Source organism: Paracoccus sp. PARArs4, assembly GCF_947311865.1.
Classification (GTDB): Bacteria; Pseudomonadota; Alphaproteobacteria; order Rhodobacterales; family Rhodobacteraceae; genus Paracoccus; species Paracoccus zeaxanthinifaciens.
In genome coordinates this window covers 53,265-67,919 of the sequence record NZ_CAMZMW010000006.1, presented here as the reverse complement: position 1 = coordinate 67,919, position 14,655 = coordinate 53,265, and the positions used below count along the sequence as shown (strand labels likewise).

The window sequence follows — 14,655 nt, the reverse complement described above, 5'->3', positions numbered from 1 at the left end:
GTTCGGACCGCAGGTTAGCGCGGTCCGAACCCGTTGCGCAATCGCCGCCGGTCAGCCGAAGACGCGCGTCAGGGCGACGTCGATGGCCGCCGTGATCGCGTCGATGTCCTCGGCGGTGGCGATTAGGGCCGGGGCCAGGCACAGCGTGTTGTTGAAGCCGGGGATAGCGCGTGCGGTCGCGCCGATGATGACGCCCTGCGCCATGCATTCCGCGATCACGGCCTGCACCTTGGCCTCGGGGGCGGGTTCCCTGGTCTGGCGATCCGCGACCAGTTCGGCCCCGCAGAACAGTCCCAGCCCGCGCACGTCGCCGATCGCCGCGTGGCGTTCCTGCAATTCGCGCAGGTTGCCCATCAGCCGCTCGCCCATGGCCAGCGTGTTCTCCAGCAGGCCCTCTTCCTCGATGATGCGCATGTTCTCCAGCGCCGCCGCCGGCCCGCCGGTGCAGCCGCCATAGGTCGAGATGTCGCGGAAATGACCCATCGGATCGCTGGCATCCTTGAACATCTCGAAGACCTTCTCGGTCGTCACGAGGCAGGCGATCGCGGCATAGCCCGAGGCCACACCCTTGGCCATCGTCACCAGGTCGGGCTGGATGCCGTAATGCTGGTATCCGAACCACTTGCCGGTGCGTCCGATGCCGCAGACCACCTCGTCCAGATGCAGCAGGATGTCGTATTTGCGGCAGATCTCCTGCACGCGCTGCCAATACCCTTCGGGCGGGGTGATGACGCCGCCGCCCGCCGTCACGGTTTCGAGGCACAGCGCGCCGACGGTCTCGGGGCCCTCTCGCAGGATCACCTCCTCGATGGCGTCGGCCGCGCGCTGGCCGTAATTCTCGACATCCCACTGGGCGCGGTATTCGAGGCAGTGCGGCACTTCGACGAAGCCGGGGGTATAGGGGCCGTAATGGGCGTTCCGCTCGAACTGGCCGCCCGCCGAGATCGTCGAGATGGTCGAGCCGTGATAGTCGCGCTCGCGATAAAGGATCTTGTATTTCTGCCCGCCGTAACGCTTCTGCGCGATCTGGCGGACCATCTTGAACGCCTTCTCGTTGGCCTCGGACCCCGAGTTGACATAGTAGACGCGGCTCATGCCCGGCATCCGCTCGATCAGCTTCTGCGCGAACAGGGCGCCGGGGACCGATCCGTTGTTCTGCGCGAAGAAGTTCATCTTCGTGACCTGATCGCTGATCGCCTGGCCGATCGTGTCGCGGCCATATCCGACATTGACGGTCCAGACGCCGCCCGACACGGCGTCCAGATGTTCACGCCCCGTGGCATCCCAGACGCGCATGCCCTTGCCCTCGACCATGATGCGGGGGTCGGTCGTCTCGTGCGCCTTGTGCTGGGTCAGGTGATGCCAGACATGCGCGCGGTCGGCGCTGATGATTTCCGAGAAATCGTTGACGGGGGCGACTTGGTTCACGGGAGGGCACTCCAATCGGGGGCAAGGGAAGGGGACATGCTTCGGGGGACGATCCCGCCGCTGCGCATCTGGTCCCAAACTGTGCCCAAACTTGCGGCGCGAGTAGGGCCAGACGACCCCAAGCGATAGGTCCAGACCCGCAGGCATGTTGAGCGGCGCATCATCATCCGCCTTGATCGGATCATCGGCGGGCGCCCCATGCGGGTCGCCGTGCCGGAACGACAGGGAAAAGCCTTGCGGCCAACGCGTCGCCAAACATCCGCCCGAAGGAGAGAGAGATGAGAAGATTTGCCAGCATGATGTCCGCAAGCGCGATGGCGCTGGTGGCGGGCGCCGCCGCCGCCGAGGAGCTGACCGTGGCCTATTTCCTGGAATGGCCGATGCCGTTCCTGGCCGCCAAGGCCGACGGCACCTATGACGAGGCGCTTGGCATGAAGGTCAACTGGGTCGCCTTCGAGACCGGCACCGCGATGTCGGCGGCAATGGCATCCGGGGATGTGCAGATCGCGCTGTCGCAGGGCGTCCCGCCCTTCGTGGTGGCCGCATCTGCCGGGCAGGCGCTGCAGACGCTGGATGTCGCCGTCAGCTATTCCGAGAACGACAACTGCGTCGTCGCGACTGCGCTGGAGATCGACAAGGACAGCGCGGACGAACTGGCCGGCAAGAAGGTCGCCGTGCCGATGGGCACTGCCGCGCATTACGGCTTCCTGCGCCAGATGGAGCATTTCGGCGTGGACGTGGCCTCGCTGACGGTCGTGGACATGGCGCCGACCGACGGTGCCGCCGCGCTGGCCCAGGGCGAGGTCGATTTCGCCTGCGGTTACGGTGGCGGCCTCGCCCGCATGAAGGAGCACGGCAACGTGCTGCTGACCGGCGCCGAGAAGGAGGAGCTGGGCATCCTCGTCTTCGACGTGACCTCTGCCCCCGCCGATTTCGTGGTCGAGAACGAGGCGCTGGTGTCCGAGTTCCTGGCAGTGACCGCCGCCGTCAACGCCGAGTGGAACGAGAACCACGACCCCGAGATGCTGGCCAAGATCGCCGCGGAATCGGGCATGACCCCCGACGAGGCCGAGGCCGCGATCGAGACCTTCGCCTTCCCGAGCGTCGGGGAACAGCTGTCGCAGAAATGGCTGGGCGGCAACGCGCAGAACTTCATGAAGGGCGTCGCGGACGTCTTCGTCGAGGCCGGCAGCATCGGCAGCGCGCTGGACAGCTATGCCGCGGCGATCAACACCGCGCCGCTGGCCGCGACCCAGTGAACCCTGCGTTCCGGGCGCGGCACCACCATGCGCCCGGAACGACCACCCTTTGATTTCGGGAATACTGCCCATGGCATTTCTCAGCATCGACAACCTGTCCATGCGTTTCGACCTGCCCAAGGGCGGGCATGTTCAGGCGTTGAAGGACGTCTCGCTTGATATCGGCAAGGGAGAGCTTCTGTCGGTTCTCGGCCCGTCGGGTTGCGGGAAATCGACGCTTCTGAACATCCTTGCCGGGTTCCTTGCGCCCACGGCGGGCCAGGTCACGCTGGATGGCCGCCCCGTCACCGGCCCCGGCGCGGAACGCGGCATGGTCTTCCAGAAGGGCGCGCTGTTCGAATGGATGAGCGTGCGCCAGAACGTCGAATTCGGCCCCCGCATGAAGGGCATGGACGAGACCGAGCGCAACACCATCGTCGAGAACCTTCTGGACACGGTCGGCCTCGGCGCCTTCAAGACCAAGGCCGTCTACGAGCTGTCGGGCGGCATGCAGCAGCGCGTGGCGCTGGCCCGCTGCCTTGCCAACGACCCCGACGTGATCCTGATGGACGAACCCCTGGGCGCGCTGGACGCGCTGACGCGCGAGAAGATGCAGGGCCTCGTGCTGAAGCTGTGGAAGGAGACGGGCAAGACCATCATCCTGATCACGCATTCCGTCGACGAGGCGCTGCTGCTGGGCGAACGCCTGCTGGTCATGGCCCCGCGCCCCGGCCGCATCCACAAGGAATATCGCCTGCCCTTCGCGGAACGCGCCGTCGGCGCCGATCTGCGCTCGGTCAAGGAAGATCCGGCCTTCGGGGCCACCAAGAACGAGATCCTGGGCATGATCTGGGAAATGGAAGAGGAAATCATGGGCGGAGCAGAGAACTGACATGACCGGTCTCATCATACTTGCCGTCTATGCCGCGCTGTTCTTCGGGGCGGCGCTGGCCATATCGCTGGTGCGCAGGTCGATGGCCAAGGTCACCGACTTCACCTCGCTCAAGACCGTCACCTTCGGGGATGAGAGCGCGGTGAGGCCCGATCGGTGGGCCTCGATCATCTCGGTCGTGGTGGTGTTTCTGGTCTGGGGTGCGTTCACCGGCTCGAAGCTGGTGCCGGTCCACGTGCCGGGGCCATACACGGGGACGACCTCGTTCACCTATACGGCGACCGCGCCGGACGGGCAGCAGGCCGACGCCACCGTGACCGTGCTGGTCCACGAGACCGGCGCCGAGGCCGAGGACCCCGAGGCCGGTCCCGCGACCGGCTTTGCCACAAGCGATGTCGCGACCGTCGCCGCATGGCGCTCGGTCCTGATCAGCGCGCAGCGCAACGATGGCGACGACGCGACCATCACCGCGATCGAAGGTCGTCCGATCCAGCCGGGCGGCACGGTCTCGGTCCCCGATGGCAGCGTGACGATGACGGCCAAGGGCTCGCTCAACTTCTCGCCCGACAAGGGCCTGCAGATGGAGCCGATCTGGATGCCCGCCCCCGAGGCCGTCGTCGCCCGCTTCTTCGAGATCGCGCGCGACGGATACCAGAACGTCGCCCTGCTTGAACATGTCGGCTGGTCGCTGTGGCGCGTCATCGCGGGCTTCGTGATCGGGTCGCTGGTGGGGATCCCGCTTGGCTACGCGATGGGCCTGTCGGGCTGGGCGCGCGGCTGGTTCGATCCCATCGTCGAATTCATGCGCCCCGTCCCGCCGCTGGCGCTGATCCCGCTGGTCATCATCTGGTTCGGCATCGGCGAGAACGGCAAGATCGTGCTGCTGTTCCTGGCGGCGCTGTGGGTCATGATCATCTCGGCCCGGGCGGGCGTGTCGGGGGTGAACATCACCAAGGTGCATGCCGCCTACAGCCTGGGCGCGTCGAAATGGCAGGTGCTACGTCATGTCATCGTGCCGAACTCGCTTCCCGAGATCTTCACCGGGGCGCGGGTCGCGATGGGCGTCTGCTGGGGCACCGTCGTCGCGGCCGAGCTGGTCGCTGCCGAAAAGGGCGCGGGCAAGATGATCGTCGCGGCGTCCAAGTTCCAGGCGACCGACATCGTGATCATGGGGATCGTGCTGATCGGCCTGATCGGCTTCGGCATCGACATCCTGATGCGCAAGGCCGAGAGCTGGCTGGTGCCCTGGAAGGGCCGCTCCTGACGATATACCCCGAAAGAACGCGAAACGCCGCCCCGTCGGGGGCGGCGTTCTTCGTTGCGGATCGGTTCAGATCAGGCCCGCGACGCCCTTGATCCCCGTCAGCACCGCCGAGACGAACAGCACGCCAAGTGCCGCGATCCGGTAATGCCCGTCACCCAGCCGCTGGAACAGGCGCGTGCCCAGCCAGCTTCCGATCAGCATCGAGGGATAGGCCGCGACCGCCGCCAGCACCATGTGCCAGCGCAGCACGTCCGACCCGATCGCCAGCGACCCAAGCGCGATGACCGCCGTGAAGGCGAAGAACAGCAGCAACGAGGCCCGGCTGGACGCCTTGCCCGCGCCCCGGCCCAGGAAATAGGCCACGGCGGGCGGTCCGGGCATCGCGGCCAGTCCCCCCAGCAGGCCCGCCACCGCACCTGCGGTGATCGCCGGACCCTTGCCGTCGCGGATCGTGACCTTGGCCATCAGCGCCACGAGGCCCATCAGCACGACGACCGCGATGGCAAGGCGCATGGCGTCGGCAGGCAGGCGGGTCGCGAAGAACGCGCCGACCGGCGTGCAGATCACCGCCCCCGAGCACAGAAGGGTCAGCGCCTTGCGGTCCACGCTGCGGCGGTTCTGCACGATGTCGGTCGGCGCGGCGGCGATCTGCAGCATCTGCGCCATGACCACCGCCTGGATCGGCGGCACGCTGAGACTGTAGAGCGGAACGGCAGCAAGGGCGAAACCGAACCCGGTCACGCCCCGCAGAAAGCCCGCCGCCAGGGTGGCGGCGGACAGCACGATGATGTCGTCCATCAGTCGAAGTTCATGACGATGGTCTTGGACCGCGTGAAATGCTCCAGCATCGCCTCGAGCGAGGCTTCCTTGCCGAGGCCCGACCGCCCGAACCCGCCATAGCTGACATTGGGCTGGATCGTCAGGTTCTGGTTCACCTGGACATAGCCCGCATCCAGCCGCGAGGTGCTGTCCAGCGCGACCTGCAGGCTGCGCGTCCAGACCGATGCGGCAAGGCCGTAATGCGTGCTGTTGGCGCGGTCGATGACCTCGTCGTAATCGCTCCAGCCCTGGACGACGGCGACGGGGCCGAAGATCTCTTCCATGATGCAGGGGTGATCGTCGGGAAGACCGGTCAGGATCGTCGGCTGGACGAACAGGTCGGGCGACAGCGCCGCGTCCTTGGGCAGCTGCCCATAGCGGGTGACGGTCGCGCCCGGCGTCGCCTCGGCCTGCGCGACATAGCCTGCGATGGTCGCGGTCTGGCGGGCGTTGATGATGGTGCCGACATCGGTGGCCTCGTCCAGCGGGTCGCCGATGACCAGACGGTCCAGCTGTTCGCCAAGGCGCTGCATGAAGCCGTCCATCAGGCTGTCATGGACATAGATGCGGCTGGCGGCGGTGCAGCTCTGGCCCTGGCGGGTGAAGCGCATCCCCGAGATCGCGCCCGCGACGGCCTTGTCCAGATCCGCATCCTCGCAGATGATCATGGGCGACTTGCCCCCCAGCTCGAGCGAGACGGGGATGATGCGCGACGCGCCGACCTTGTAGATCGCCTCGCCCACGGCCTCGGATCCGGTGAAGGTGATCTTGGCGATGTCGGGATGGCCGGTCAGCGCATTGCCGCAGACGGCGCCGGTGCCGTTCACGATGTTCAGCACGCCCGCGGGCAGGTGGGCCATCATGATCTCGGCCAGAAGGAAGGTCGCGAAGGGGGCTTCTTCCGAGGATTTCACCACGACCGAGTTGCCCGCGACCAGCGCGGGGCCGACCTTCAGCGCGAACAGGACCAGCGGCACGTTCCAGGGCACGATGGCCGCGACGACGCCAAGGGGTTCGCGCGTGGTCATGGTCAGCATGCGCGGGTTGTAGGGGACGGTCTGGCCCTTCAGTTCCGATGCCAGCCCGCCATAGAACTCGATGATGTCGGCGGCGACCGCGACCTCGCCGCGACATTCGGTGCGGATGGCCTTGCCGGTCTCTCGCGCGAGGACCTGCGCGATCAGCTCGGCGTTCTGGGCGACGGCGCGGGCTGCGGCGGCGACGCGCTTGCCGCGTTCGCGGGCGGGGACCTGCGCCCATGCGACCTGCGCGGCCTTGGCCGATGCGACGGCGGCTGCGGTCTCGTCGGCGTCGCTGGCGGCGGCCTGCCCCAGCACCAGCCCGGTGGCGGGGTTCAGCACGTCCAGCGCTGCCTTGGCGGGGACGCGCTGCCCGTCGATCAGGTTCACCTGCCGATAATTCGCGAAGACCTCGTCCGGTGCGGTCTGGATCTGTTTCTGCGTCGTCATCAAGGGTTCTCCGGCCATGGAACATTCGGCTGGGTCCGGTATAGATGGCGAAAGCCCCCCGGCGTTAGGGCCAGAGGGGCGGTTCTATAGTGCCAGTTTCGCCCTCCGGCTCAGGCGATGTCGGGCAGGGTGGTCGTGGCGTATTCATGCGTGATGCTGCGCCCCGTCGCGGGGTCGGTCATGCGCATCCGGAACCGGCCCGCCGGACGCACGCCGCCGATCGCGCCGAAGGTGCCGCACATCATGGCGACCGGCCCGTCCTTGGCCAGGTCGTCGAACCCCGCGCCGTCGATCAGGTCGGCCAGCGGCCGGATCGAGGCCGCCGTGCCCTTCTGGTATTCGACCCAGTCGCCGCCCTCGTGGATCCAGCTTTCCAGCACCAGATCCTCGAGCCGGTCGGCGATCTCGTCCCAGTCCCACAGCTGCGATGCGCAGGGCTTGGCGCAGACCTGCTTCGACATGGCGACCGAATGCGCCTCGAGCGCGCGGTCGGTATGGTCCGACCCCAGCCCCAGCCAGCGGCGGGCGCCGTCTTGGACGATCATCGGCTCGACCTCGCCCGAGGATGCCGGGCCCACGGCCTGGATTTCATCGGCGGTGGTCAGCAGCGATGCGGACACGCGATAGAACAGCGGCGTGGCCGAGGGCGGCTTGACCCCCAGTTCGGCCAGCTCGTCGATATGGTGCTGGATGGCGTCCTGGTTGCGGCCCGTCCAGCCCGCGATGATCAGGTTCGCGGGGCTCAGGTCCAGCGCCGTTCCGTCGACGGTGAATTGCATGAAGTCAGTCCTTTTCTACAGAATCGAGGGCAGCCACAGGGCCAGCCCCGGCAGGGCGATCAGCGCCGCGATCATGCAGATCATGACCAGCACATAGGGGATCGCGCCCATGATGACATCGTTGATCGAGCCGCTTTTCCGCGCGCCCTGCACCACGAACAGGTTCAGGCCGACGGGCGGGGTGATCAGCGCCATCTCGATCAGGACGATCATCAGGACGCCGAACCAGACCTTGTCATAGCCCAGACCAGCCATGATCGGCACGACGATGGGGATGGTCGCGACCATCAGCGACAGCGTCTCGATGAAGAAGCCCAGCACCAGGTACAGCGCGATGACCAGCAGCAGCGTGCCGAAGGGCGACAGGCCCGATCCCTCGATCATCTCGGTCAGCTGCCGACCCAGCCCCGCCGAGGTCATGGCGAAGTTCAGGAAGGACGCGCCCGCCACGACCAGCATGATCATCGCGGAAATGCGGATCGTGCCGTGCAGCGCCTGCGCCATCGCGCGCGGGCCCAGCCCGTCGCCCAGGAAGATCGCGATCAGCCCGGCCATGACGACCCCGATCGCCGCGCTTTCGGTGGGCGTGGCCCAGCCCGCATAGATCGAGCCGATGACCACCGCGAACAGCAGGATGATCGGCACCAGCTGGATCAGGCTGTTCGCGCGTTCGGCCCAGCCGAAGCTGCGCGACGGCCCGCCCAGATGCGGACGCGCAAGGCAGATCGCGGCGGTGACGGCGATGAAGGCCAGTGCCATCAGCAGCCCCGGGATCAGCCCCGCCGAGAACAGGCGCGGGATCGAGGTTTCCGTCAGGAAGCCATAGACGATCAGGTTGATCGAGGGCGGGATCAGGATGCCGAGCGTGCCGCCCGCAGCGATCGCGCCGGAGAACAGGCGCGGATCGTAGTTCAGCTTTTCCGCCTGCGGCATTGCGACGGTGGCCACGGTCGCGGCGGTCGCGACCGACGATCCCGACGTGGCCGAGAACATCGTCGCGGTGGCGATATTGGCATGGACCAGCCCGCCCGGCAGCCAGGACAGCCACTTGTCCAGCGCCGCGTAGGTGCGTTCGGCGACGCCCCCGCGCACCAGGATCTCGCCCAGCAGGACGAACAGCGGAATGGCGATCAGGGTCGAGGAATTCGACGCCGACCAGATCACCTGTCCCAGCCCGCGCAGCAGCGGGAAGGCGGAGTAGAACTCGCCCACGCCGATGCCCAGGATGAACAGGACGATGCCGACGGGGATCGACAGGGCCATCAGGCCCAGAAGGGAAATCGCGACGGTCCAGATCATTCCTGCAGCTCCGATCCCATGCCGATGGCGGCGTCGAATTCGGCGCGACGGCCCTTGGCCAGATGCGCGATGCCGATCAGCGACAGCAGCGTCGCCGACAGCGCGAACCACAGCCAGCCGGAAAACCAGATGCCCTGCGGGATCCACAGCGGCGTTTCCAGCGGGGTGTTGGCCCGCGATCCGCGTTCCAGCGTCTTTTGCAGCACCGGCCAGCAATGCCACGCGATCAGCAGCACGACGCCGTTGGTGACGATCATGGCGAAGATGTCCATCGCCGCCTGCGAGGGCTGCGCCAGCTTCTGGCGCAGCACGTCGATGCGGACATGCGCGCGGTCCAGAAGCGCGCAGGCCAGGCCCCAGCTTGCGACGGCCGCCATGACATAGCCCGACACCTCGTCCGAGCCGCCAAGCGATCCCCAGCCGAATTTGCGCAGGATCACGTCTGTCAGGATGAAGGCGACGGTCAGCAGCAGCGCGACCCCGAGGATCAGCGCGACGATACGGTTGGCGCGCCGAAGCGCGCCGTGCAATGCATCTGTCATGGCGGTGGTCCCGGCTTACTGGATCGTCACGCCGACGGCCTGGCCGACGGTCTCGTTCCAGCGCGTGGCCCAGTCCCCGCCCGCGCGTTCCGCCCAGTCGGGCAGGACTTCGGTGGTCAGGATCTCGCGCGCGGTTTCGACATCGGCCTCGCTCGGCTCGACCAGCGTCATCGAGGCCGCCTCGCCCGAGGCGCAGTCGCCGGTGCCGGTCAGGCAGGCGATGTCATTGTCCAGACCGCCCTCGGCCGCGGCCCATGCGGGGGCCTCCAGCCCTTCGGCCACGGCGGATTTCAGCGTCGCCTGCTGGGCTTCGCTGAAGCCGTCGAAGCGGTCGGCATTCATCGCGATCACGACCGCGTCCCAGCCGCCAAGCGGAATGGTCATCAGCGTGTCGGACACTTCCCACCAGCCCGCGGAATAGCCCGAGCCCGCGCCCGTGACCGCGCAGTCGATCACGCCGCGTTCCAGCGATCCCGGCACCTCGGAGAAGGCGATGTTGATGCCCTCGGCGCCAAGCGCCTCGAGGAATTTCGTGGTCATGCGGCCCGAGCCGCGCACCTTCTTGCCCTCCAGATCGGCAAGCGAGGCGACCTCGCCCTTGCAGAAGACGACCTGCGGCGGATAGGGCGCGATGGCCAGCACCTCGGCGCCGAAGCGGTCGCGCATGATGTCGTCGACCATCGGGCGGGCGGCCTCGACCATGGCCTGCGCCTGGGCGGGGGTCGTCGCGACCAGCGGCACGTCCAGACCTTCCAGTTCGGGCGCATCGCCCACGGTGTAATCGGCCACCGTCGCGCCCACGTCGAAAACGCCGTCGCCCAGCATCCGGTAGACGTCGGATCCGGCAATGCCCATCTGGTCGAAGCTGGTCAGCTGCGCGGTGAATTCGCCGTCGGTCAGCTCGGGCAGTTTCTCGGTCCAGAAGGGGGTCTCGAAGTCCTGGTACAGCGGCAGGTTCGACCAGCTGCCGACGATGGCCAGTTCCTCGGCCAGGGTCGGTGTCGCCATCAGGGCGGTGCTGGCCAGAAGGGCAAGCGTGGTGCGTTTCATGTCATCTCTCCTGTTGGTTCTTATAGGTAGACGCCGGTCAGCCGCATCTCTGCGCGGTCTGCCGGAATGTCGGTGACCAGCATGTGACCGGGGGCGTGCGTGATCGCCAGCGCAGGGCGGGCGCTGGCGATGGCGGCCTGCGGGGTGACGCCGCAGGCCCAGAAGACCGGGATGTCGCCGTCGCGGATATCGGGCGCGTCGCCGTAATCGGGGGCGTGGATGTCCGCGATCCCGATGCGCGAGGGATCGCCCAAGTGGATCGGCGCACCATGCGCCAGGGGCATCCGCGCGCAGATCTGCACGGCCTCGATCGCGTCGGCGGCGGGCATGGCGCGCATGCTGACGACGATCGGACCGCCGAAGCGTCCGGCGGGGCGCGTCGGCAGGTTGGTGCGATACATCGGCACGTTGCGGCCCGCATCCTGATGGCGGACGGGAATGCCCGCGCGGGTCAGCGCATCCTCGAAGCTAAAGGAGCAGCCAAGCGCGAAGGACACCATGTCGTCCTGCCACAGATCGGAGATGTCGGTCGGCTCGGCCTCCAGTTCGCCGTCGCGCCAGATGCGGTATCGCGGCAGGTCGTGGCGCAGATCGATCCCGTCCCCAAGCGTCGGCAGCGCGGGATCGCCCGGTTCGCCCACGGCCAGCAGCGGGCAGGGGCGCGGGTTCGACTGGCAGAAGCGCAGGAAATCGGCGGCATCGCTGCCGCGCAGGATCACCAGGTTCGCCTGCAGCGCATCGCCGCCATGCCCCGCCGTGGGACCGTCGAAACCACCCCCGCGGATCTGCGCCCGAAGCAGTCGCGGATCATGCAGAATGGGTGCGGCGATGGTCATTGCGGTTCTCCTGCTGGGTTTCCAACAGGATTCAGCAAACCGTCATATCTTATCAATAGTTCATTCATGCTCATTAATGATCGCACAGCGCGATCAGTGGGCGGCGGCATCCAGCGCGGCGCGGGTCACCTCGCGGCCGATATCCTCGTTCCGTTCGGGCATGAAGCAGATGGCGAAATCCAGGTCGGGCAGGCGGGCGTCGTCGCGCGTCGGGATCTCCTCGATGCCGACATGGGGCCAGGCGCGGACGATGTCATGGGGGATCGTGCCGATGCCGAAGCCCTGCCCGACAAGGTGCAGCACCGTCGCGAGCGAGGCCGATCCGTGGACCGCCACCGCCTGCCTGCGCCCCGGCGACAGCAGGTCCAGAACCCGCCGGTGGGGCAGGGTGGATTTCGGAAAGGACACGATGGGGTTCGCGGCCAGATCGTCGATGCCCGCCGGGCGGGGCAGGGCGAAATGCGCGGGCGCCGCGAACCAGCCCAGGCTGACGGGGGGCAGGGCCGCCAGATGCGCGCCGCGCGGGGCCTGGTCGCGCAGCAGGATGGCCACGTCCAGCTGATCCTCGGTCAGCATCTGGGCCATCTGCTCGGACGTGTCGACCGAGATCTCGAACCGCAGCAGGGGGTGGCGCGTGCGCAGGTCGGTCAGCAGGCGGGGCAGGATGGTGTGGGTCATCGTCTCGGCCACGCCCAGCCGGACGACGCCCGCCATGTCGCCCTGGGTCAGTTCCTCCAGGATGCGGTCGCGTTGGGCGATCAGGATCTCGGCCTCTTCGACCAGGCGGCGGCCGGGGGCAGTCAGCCGCACGCCGCGCCCGTCGCGTTCGAAGATGGTGATGCGCATCCGGCTTTCCAGATGGCGCACGCGACGAGAGATCGCGGATTGCGCCAGCCCCGTCGCGTCCGATGCCGCGCGAAAGCCGCCATGACGCACGATGGCGCGGATGATGTCGATATCGCGGAATCCGAACATCCGGTCTGTTCCCCTCTTGTGGCGGCTGCCTGTTTCGCGGGCAATCGCGCAACGATCCGCCCGCCGCCGCGCCTTATCGCTTTGCCCCGTGCCGCGCCTGCACCATTCATGCAGCATGAGCCAGCCGCTTTCCATCGTCGTGGTCGAGGAAGACCGCGACCGCGCCATCGCCATCATGGACGCCCTGCGCGACGCGGGCGACCACGAGGTGCACGTGATCGGACAGGCGACGGGCCTTGCCCGCAAGATCGCGGCCTGCCAGCCCGACATCGTGCTGATCGACATCGACAACCCCACCCGCGACATGCTGGAGGAACTGACGCTGGCCTCGGGGCCGCTGGACCGTCCCGTCGCGATGTTCGTGTCGGGCGCGGCGGGCGGCCTTGCCCGCGCCGCGGTCGAGGCGGGCGTCAGCGCCTATGTCGTGGACGGCCTGCTGCCCGAACGGCTGAAGCCGGTGATGGACACCGCCATCGCACGCTTCCAGATGATGCGCCAGATGCGGTCCGAGCTGGCCGAGACACGGCGCGCGCTGGAGGAACGCAAGGTCATCGACCGCGCCAAGGGCCTGCTGATGAAATCCCGCCGCATCGACGAGGACGCGGCCTATGCCCTGCTGCGCCGCACCGCGATGGATCAGGGCCGCAAGATCGTCGAGGTCGCGCAGGCGCTGGTGACCGCATCGGAGCTGCTGTCATGAGGATGCTGCGCCTTCCCGTCGCCTACATGCCGCTGGTCGATGCGGCCCCGCTGATCGTCGCGCAGGAAATGGGCTTTGCCCGCAACGAGGGGTTGGAGCTGGACCTGATCGCCGCGCCGTCCTGGTCCTCGGTCCGCGACATGCTGGCCTTCGGGCGGGTCGATGCGGCCCATCTGCTGTCGCCCGTGCCGGTGGCGATGGCGCTTGGCATGGGGGGCGTCTCGACCGCGCTGTCGGCGGTGATGGTGCTGTCGATGAACGGCGACGTGATCGGCGTCAGCCGCCGCCTGGAACAGGCGCTGCGCGATATCGGCCACCCGTTCGATTTCCGCGATCCCTTCGCGGCGGGCGCGGCGCTGGCGCGGATCGCGCCCGACGGGCTGACCATCGGCGCGCCGTTCCCCTTCTCCATGCATGTGGAGCTGCTGCACCGCTGGTTCGCGGCCACGCCGCTGGCCGACATCCCCGTCACCATCCGCACCGTGCCGCCGCCGCTGATGGCCGATGCCCTTGCCGCGTCGGAAATCGACGCCTTCTGCGTGGGCGAGCCATGGGGCTCGGTCTCGGTCGAGGCCGGATACGGGGCGCTGCTGCTGCCGGGCAAGGCGATCTGGTCCTTCGCCCCCGAGAAGGTGCTGGCCGTGCGCACGGAATGGGCCGAGACCGAGCCGCATCTTCTGGGCCGCCTGATGCGGGCGGTCTGGCGTGCCTCGCGCTGGCTGGCCGATCCCGCCGCGCGGACCGCCGCGTCCGAGATCCTGTCGCGCCCCGCATGGCTGGACCTGCCCCCGGAGATGATCGACCGCGCGCTTGCAGGTCGTCTGGTCGTGTCGGGCAGGGGCGAGGAACGGCAGGTCGATCGCTTTGTCGAGTTTCACGCCGGCGCCACGGGCTTTCCCTGGCCCAGCCAGGCGAAATGGATCGCATCGCGCCTTGCCGCGCGCACGGGTGGCGACCGCGCCGCCGCGATGGACCGCGCGGGGCAGGTCTTCCGGCCCGACATCTATCGCAGCCAGCTGGCGGGAATCGGCGCCGACATGCCCGGCGCGAACGAGAAGGTCGAGGGCGCGCTGCACCACCCGACGCAGGTTCCCGCGGTCGAGGGCGAGGTCGTCCTGCAACCGGATGCCTTCCTCGATGGTCAGATTTTCGACCCTTACGCCGACTGACGCCCGTTTTGCGGGCAGATCGCGCCCCGCAGGCGGAAAATCGTGCTGCATCGCGGCGCTTGCGCTTGACCGGGGGCGGATGCCACCGGATGCTGGGATCAACGGGGGCAATGGCGTCCTCGGGTCCGCAATACCCAAAATACACACGGGAACCCCAGTGTCGGGGCCCCATGAGCACAGCCGCTCGACCCTCTG

14 protein-coding genes are annotated in these 14,655 nt (G+C 67.8%); 5 read left to right on the top strand and 9 right to left on the bottom strand.

Going from position 1 to position 14,655, the window contains the following annotated elements; translation table 11 throughout:
- Positions 1 to 51: 51 nt before the first annotated feature.
- On the bottom strand, positions 52 to 1,428 hold the full coding sequence (locus QMZ16_RS06610; protein WP_282602615.1) for an aminotransferase class III-fold pyridoxal phosphate-dependent enzyme: 1,377 nt from the start codon (positions 1,426 to 1,428) through the stop codon (positions 52 to 54).
- Positions 1,429 to 1,706: 278 nt separating this feature from the next.
- On the opposite strand from QMZ16_RS06610, the gene QMZ16_RS06605 reads away from it, so the two are divergent.
- The 3 genes from QMZ16_RS06605 (at position 1,707) to QMZ16_RS06595 (ending at position 4,822) form a co-directional block, all read left to right on the top strand.
- Complete coding sequence (locus tag QMZ16_RS06605; protein ID WP_282602614.1) at positions 1,707 to 2,687, top strand: ABC transporter substrate-binding protein; 981 nt, start codon at positions 1,707 to 1,709, stop codon at positions 2,685 to 2,687.
- Between the two features lie 70 nt (positions 2,688 to 2,757).
- Positions 2,758 to 3,558 (top strand): ABC transporter ATP-binding protein, encoded by an 801-nt coding sequence (locus tag QMZ16_RS06600; protein ID WP_022706116.1) that lies wholly within the window; start codon positions 2,758 to 2,760, stop codon positions 3,556 to 3,558.
- Between the two features lies 1 nt (position 3,559).
- Positions 3,560 to 4,822 (top strand): ABC transporter permease, encoded by a 1,263-nt coding sequence (locus QMZ16_RS06595; RefSeq protein WP_282602613.1) that lies wholly within the window; start codon positions 3,560 to 3,562, stop codon positions 4,820 to 4,822.
- A gap of 66 nt (positions 4,823 to 4,888) precedes the next feature.
- On the opposite strand, the gene QMZ16_RS06590 is transcribed toward QMZ16_RS06595, so the two are convergent.
- The 8 genes from QMZ16_RS06590 to QMZ16_RS06555 form a co-directional block, all read right to left on the bottom strand.
- A complete protein-coding gene (locus QMZ16_RS06590; protein ID WP_282602612.1) occupies positions 4,889 to 5,620 on the bottom strand; it encodes a sulfite exporter TauE/SafE family protein in 732 nt (243 codons plus the stop codon).
- Positions 5,620 to 7,110 (bottom strand): aldehyde dehydrogenase family protein, encoded by a 1,491-nt coding sequence (locus QMZ16_RS06585; RefSeq protein ID WP_282602611.1) that lies wholly within the window; start codon positions 7,108 to 7,110, stop codon positions 5,620 to 5,622. The genes QMZ16_RS06590 and QMZ16_RS06585 overlap by 1 nt, the downstream gene beginning before the upstream one ends.
- Positions 7,111 to 7,220: 110 nt before the next feature.
- Positions 7,221 to 7,889: a DUF2848 domain-containing protein gene (locus tag QMZ16_RS06580; RefSeq protein ID WP_282602610.1), complete on the bottom strand. Its 669-nt coding sequence runs from the start codon at positions 7,887 to 7,889 to the stop codon at positions 7,221 to 7,223.
- A 15-nt stretch (positions 7,890 to 7,904) separates the two neighbouring features.
- Positions 7,905 to 9,188 (bottom strand): TRAP transporter large permease, encoded by a 1,284-nt coding sequence (locus QMZ16_RS06575; RefSeq protein ID WP_022706111.1) that lies wholly within the window; start codon positions 9,186 to 9,188, stop codon positions 7,905 to 7,907.
- Positions 9,185 to 9,730 (bottom strand): TRAP transporter small permease, encoded by a 546-nt coding sequence (locus QMZ16_RS06570; RefSeq protein WP_090734000.1) that lies wholly within the window; start codon positions 9,728 to 9,730, stop codon positions 9,185 to 9,187. Before QMZ16_RS06570 ends, QMZ16_RS06575 begins: the two co-directional genes overlap by 4 nt.
- Positions 9,731 to 9,745: 15 nt before the next feature.
- On the bottom strand, positions 9,746 to 10,780 hold the full coding sequence (locus tag QMZ16_RS06565) for a TRAP transporter substrate-binding protein (RefSeq protein WP_282602609.1): 1,035 nt from the start codon (positions 10,778 to 10,780) through the stop codon (positions 9,746 to 9,748).
- Positions 10,781 to 10,800: 20 nt separating this feature from the next.
- The gene (locus tag QMZ16_RS06560; protein WP_282602608.1) at positions 10,801 to 11,616 is read right to left on the bottom strand and encodes a putative hydro-lyase; all 816 of its coding nucleotides are present in this window, start codon (positions 11,614 to 11,616) and stop codon (positions 10,801 to 10,803) included.
- Positions 11,617 to 11,709: 93 nt separating this feature from the next.
- Positions 11,710 to 12,591 (bottom strand): LysR family transcriptional regulator, encoded by an 882-nt coding sequence (locus QMZ16_RS06555; protein WP_282602607.1) that lies wholly within the window; start codon positions 12,589 to 12,591, stop codon positions 11,710 to 11,712.
- Between the two features lie 115 nt (positions 12,592 to 12,706).
- On the opposite strand from QMZ16_RS06555, the gene QMZ16_RS06550 reads away from it, so the two are divergent.
- Both QMZ16_RS06550 and QMZ16_RS06545 read left to right on the top strand, forming a co-directional pair.
- Complete coding sequence (locus tag QMZ16_RS06550) at positions 12,707 to 13,291, top strand: ANTAR domain-containing protein (RefSeq protein WP_022706106.1); 585 nt, start codon at positions 12,707 to 12,709, stop codon at positions 13,289 to 13,291.
- Entirely contained in the window at positions 13,288 to 14,460 is a 1,173-nt protein-coding gene (locus QMZ16_RS06545) for an ABC transporter substrate-binding protein (protein WP_282602606.1), read from the top strand. Before QMZ16_RS06550 ends, QMZ16_RS06545 begins: the two co-directional genes overlap by 4 nt.
- Positions 14,461 to 14,655 lie beyond the last annotated feature (195 nt).

What these genes read in the sequence shown, in the direction of transcription:
- QMZ16_RS06555 (WP_282602607.1), bottom strand. Translation starts at nt 12,591, where the DNA reads ATGTTCGGATTCCGCGATATCGACATCATCCGCGCCATCGTGCGTCAT.
- QMZ16_RS06595 (WP_282602613.1), top strand. Translation starts at nt 3,560, where the DNA reads ATGACCGGTCTCATCATACTTGCCGTCTATGCCGCGCTGTTCTTCGGG.
- QMZ16_RS06590 (WP_282602612.1), bottom strand. Translation starts at nt 5,620, where the DNA reads ATGGACGACATCATCGTGCTGTCCGCCGCCACCCTGGCGGCGGGCTTT.
- QMZ16_RS06575 (WP_022706111.1), bottom strand. Translation starts at nt 9,188, where the DNA reads ATGATCTGGACCGTCGCGATTTCCCTTCTGGGCCTGATGGCCCTGTCG.
- QMZ16_RS06605 (WP_282602614.1), top strand. Translation starts at nt 1,707, where the DNA reads ATGAGAAGATTTGCCAGCATGATGTCCGCAAGCGCGATGGCGCTGGTG.
- QMZ16_RS06585 (WP_282602611.1), bottom strand. Translation starts at nt 7,110, where the DNA reads ATGACGACGCAGAAACAGATCCAGACCGCACCGGACGAGGTCTTCGCG.
- QMZ16_RS06545 (WP_282602606.1), top strand. Translation starts at nt 13,288, where the DNA reads ATGAGGATGCTGCGCCTTCCCGTCGCCTACATGCCGCTGGTCGATGCG.
- QMZ16_RS06565 (WP_282602609.1), bottom strand. Translation starts at nt 10,780, where the DNA reads ATGAAACGCACCACGCTTGCCCTTCTGGCCAGCACCGCCCTGATGGCG.
- QMZ16_RS06550 (WP_022706106.1), top strand. Translation starts at nt 12,707, where the DNA reads ATGAGCCAGCCGCTTTCCATCGTCGTGGTCGAGGAAGACCGCGACCGC.
- QMZ16_RS06570 (WP_090734000.1), bottom strand. Translation starts at nt 9,730, where the DNA reads ATGACAGATGCATTGCACGGCGCGCTTCGGCGCGCCAACCGTATCGTC.
- QMZ16_RS06560 (WP_282602608.1), bottom strand. Translation starts at nt 11,616, where the DNA reads ATGACCATCGCCGCACCCATTCTGCATGATCCGCGACTGCTTCGGGCG.
- QMZ16_RS06580 (WP_282602610.1), bottom strand. Translation starts at nt 7,889, where the DNA reads ATGCAATTCACCGTCGACGGAACGGCGCTGGACCTGAGCCCCGCGAAC.
- QMZ16_RS06600 (WP_022706116.1), top strand. Translation starts at nt 2,758, where the DNA reads ATGGCATTTCTCAGCATCGACAACCTGTCCATGCGTTTCGACCTGCCC.